Genomic DNA, 3,539 nt, shown 5'->3' with positions numbered 1-3,539 from the left:
CCTGACCGTCACCCTGCAGGACACCGACCGCACGCGCATCGCCCAGGCCATTGGCCGCGCCCAGGCGCTGTATGCCCGCAAGATCCGCCCCGCCCGCGAGGCGCGGCTGGCAGCCGACCGGCTGATTCCGGATCCGGACGGCCAGGGCCTGGCCCGTGCCGACCTGGTCATCGAGGCCATCAGCGAGAACCTGGATGCCAAGCGCGGCCTATACGCCGCCATCGAGCCCCGCCTGAAAGACGGCGCGCTGCTGGCGACCAACACCTCCAGCCTGTCGCTGCAGGACCTGGGAACCAGTCTGTCCCGGCCCGAACGCCTGGTGGGGATCCACTTTTTCAATCCCGTGGCCAAAATGCCCCTGGTCGAGGTCGTCGCCGCCGAGGCCACCGACCCGCAGGCCCAGGCCGCCGCCTGCGCCTTCGTCAGCCGGATCGGCAAACTGCCGCTGCCCGTCAAGAGCGTGCCTGGATTCCTGGTCAACGCCGTGCTGGCGCCCTACATGCTGGAAGCCATGCGCTGCGTGGACGAGGGCCTGAGCCCCGATACCATCGATGCCGCCATGAAAGCCTTCGGCATGCCCATGGGGCCGATCGAACTCATCGACACGGTGGGCCTGGACATCGCCCGCGATGCCGGGGCGCAACTGACCGACCGGGCCGAGCCGCCCGCTTGCCTGGCGCGCCATCTGGACCGCAACCAACTGGGCCGCAAGTCCGGCCAAGGCTTTTACCGCTGGCGTGATGGCAAGCCCGTCCGCGCCAAAGCCAGCCCAGCCCCAGCCGGGCTGACGCACCGCCTGCTGCAACCCTTGATCGACGCCACCCACCGTCAGTTGGCCGCCGGCGTCGTCGCAGATGCTGAACTCGCCAATGCGGGCGTGATCTTCGGCACAGGCTACGCACCTTACACGGGGGGACCCATGACATTCGAAGACGATTGATTTTGCCTTGACGCCGGGCCAAGCCCGGCACCACCGCCGCTGCCTCGAACAACGCTGCGCCGACCGCGCGGCGTGGGGGGTTTTTGCGTCCTATATCTGACAGGCCGCAGCCCTGAGGGCAGTCCGGGGATGACCGTCCCCGATTGTATTTCAAAGCCCGGAGTGGTCAGCCGGACAGTACCCAACAACAGGCCCCATGCCTGTGCATGAAAACAAATTTCATCCATAAACCGGAGGTGACACGATGAAAACGCAGTACACACTCAAGACCCTGTCGGCCCTGATCCTGGGCCTGGGTGCCGCAGGCATCGCCCACGGCGCGGGTTTCCAACTGCTGGAACAGAACGCCAGCGGCCTGGGCACTTCGTACGCGGGCTCGGCAGCAATCGCCGAAGACGCCAGCACCGTCTTTTTCAACCCCGCCGGCATGACGCTGCTGCCGGGCATGAACGCCAGCGCAGGTGCCGTGGCCATCAAACCGAACTTCAAGTTCTCAAATGACGGCAGCACCCGGCCGACCCACTTTGGCGGCAATGCACTGGGCCCACTGGGCGGAGGTGCGTCCGGCGGATCTGATGGTGACGACGCCGGCACCTGGGCAGCCGTGCCCAACGCCTATTTCACCTGGCAGGTGAATCCACGCATTTGGCTGGGGCTGGGCCTGAGCGTGCCCTTCGGCCTGATGACCGATTACGAGGAAGGCTGGGCGGGACGCTACCACTCGGAAAAATTCTCCATCGAGAGCATCAACGTCAACCCGTCCATCGCCTTCAAGGCCACCGACACCCTGTCCATCGGCGCGGGCGTCAGCTACATGCACCTGGACGCGGACTACCGCAAGGCGCAATATGCCGCGATCATGCACCCCATCGCCGGCCCCCTCACGGGCGACCTGGAGGCCCGCGTCAAGGCCAAGGGTGACGGCTGGGGCTGGAACGTCGGCCTGCTGTGGCAAGCCACCCCAGAAACGCGTTTCGGTCTGTCCTACCGCTCCAAGGTCAAGATCGATGCGGACGGCACCACCAAGATCCGCAACCGCTCGCTTCCTGGCGCTGCGGCCGGCGCGCTGGCCGGCATGGGCGTGATCGGCACCCACGATGCCGAAACCACAGTCGAACTGCCCGACACCGCCGTCCTCAGTGTGGTGCATCAATTGAACGACCGCTGGACCCTGCTGGGCGACGTGTCCTGGACCGGCTGGAGCAGCATCCCGGAACTGAAAATCGAGAACACCGGCGTCCCGGACGCCGAACTGGACCTGCGCTTCAAGGACAGCTGGCGCGTGGCCCTGGGTGCGCACTACAAGTACAGTGACAGCTGGACCTTCAAGGGCGGCGTGGCCTGGGACCAGTCGCCGGTGCGCGATGACGCCTTCCGTCCCGCCTCGCTGCCGGACAATGACCGCTACTGGGTGTCCCTGGGTGCGCAATACCGTTTCAACAAGAACACCAAGGTGGACTTCGGCTATGCCCATATGTTCGTGAAGAAAACCTCGGTAAACAACACCTCCGATCCCGAAGGGGCGGGGGTGCTCAGGGGCGACTACGACAGCCGCGGAAACATCCTCGGCGTGCAGCTCTCGCACCAGTTCTGAACCTGAGGATAAGGATCGTGAGCCTGGCATGAAGTTGTCGCAGTTGAAACGCCTGCCGCCCCGGTGGCAGGCGCGTGCCATGCGCACGGGCTTCAACCTGCACCCGGCCTTCCGCGCCACGGGAGGCCGGGTGGACTATGTATCCCGCGATCTGCTGCACGTGCGCGTGCGCCTGGCGCTGACCCGACGCACGCGCAACATCGTGGGATCGATCTTCGGCGGTTCGCTGTTCGCGGTCACCGACGGCGTGCATGTGGGCATGCTGATGGCCCGCCTGGGGCGGGATGCCATCATTTGGGACAAGGCCGCCGAAATCCGCTACCGCAAACCCGCATTCCGCACGCTGTACGCGGATTTCATCCTGACAGAGGCTGAACTGCAGGGCATCCGCGAGGATCTGGACCGCCATCACGAAGCCGAACGGGTCTATCAGGTGGACCTGAAGGACGCCGACGGCACGGTGCACACGGAAGTCCGGCGCACCATCTACCTGGCCGACAAGGCCTACTACAAACAACGCAAGCCGCGCCCCGACGCGGCAGGAGACGCATCATGACCCACCCGAACACCTCCTTTGGCGCCATTCGAACCCTGCTGCGCAGCACGACTGCCGCGCTGGCCCTGGCCGCCGCCGGCCTGTGCGCGGCCCCACCCGCGCTGGCCCTGACGGTGGCCAATGTGGACGTGCCCGAACAACTGTCGGTCGCCGGCCAGAATCTGGTGCTCAATGGCGCCGGGCTGCGCCAGCGGTTCGTCTTCCACGTCTACGTCGCCGCCCTGTACCGCCAGCAGCCGACGCAGGACGCCGAAACGATCCTGAACAGCGCCGAACCCCAGATGCTGCGCCTGACCCTGCTGCGCGACATCAACAGCAAAGCGCTGACCGATGCGCTGAACGACGGCCTGAAGGCCAACTGCACCGAAGCCGAGCTGCAGGACATGGCCGGCACCCTGGCCCATTTCGAGGACTTCATGAAAACCGGCGGCGAGGGCGCTTCCGGCGAC

The 3,539-nt window shown here is 65.9% G+C and carries 4 protein-coding genes; all 4 read left to right on the top strand.

All coding sequences use genetic code 11. From position 1 onward, the window contains the following. Positions 1-940: 3-hydroxyacyl-CoA dehydrogenase family protein (locus RBR29_RS11175; protein ID WP_320349311.1), on the top strand; the 940-nt coding region annotated here is incomplete at its 5' end. 244 nt (positions 941-1,184) lie between these two features. Then, positions 1,185-2,534, top strand: a complete 1,350-nt coding sequence (locus RBR29_RS11170) for a porin (protein WP_320349309.1) — start codon at positions 1,185-1,187, stop codon at positions 2,532-2,534. Between the two features lie 28 nt (positions 2,535-2,562). Next, entirely contained in the window at positions 2,563-3,090 is a 528-nt protein-coding gene (locus tag RBR29_RS11165; protein WP_320349308.1) for a DUF4442 domain-containing protein, read from the top strand. Next, the coding region (locus RBR29_RS11160) for a chalcone isomerase family protein (protein WP_320349306.1) at positions 3,087-3,539 on the top strand (453 nt) is incomplete at its 3' end. The genes RBR29_RS11165 and RBR29_RS11160, both read left to right, overlap by 4 nt.

Origin of the sequence: Castellaniella sp., assembly GCF_034007085.1 — a bacterium.
Lineage (GTDB): Bacteria > Pseudomonadota > Gammaproteobacteria > Burkholderiales > Burkholderiaceae_B > Castellaniella.
This window is presented reverse-complemented; position numbering and strand designations above follow the sequence as displayed.

What these genes read in the sequence shown, in the direction of transcription:
- RBR29_RS11170 (WP_320349309.1), top strand. Translation starts at nt 1,185, where the DNA reads ATGAAAACGCAGTACACACTCAAGACCCTGTCGGCCCTGATCCTGGGC.
- RBR29_RS11165 (WP_320349308.1), top strand. Translation starts at nt 2,563, where the DNA reads ATGAAGTTGTCGCAGTTGAAACGCCTGCCGCCCCGGTGGCAGGCGCGT.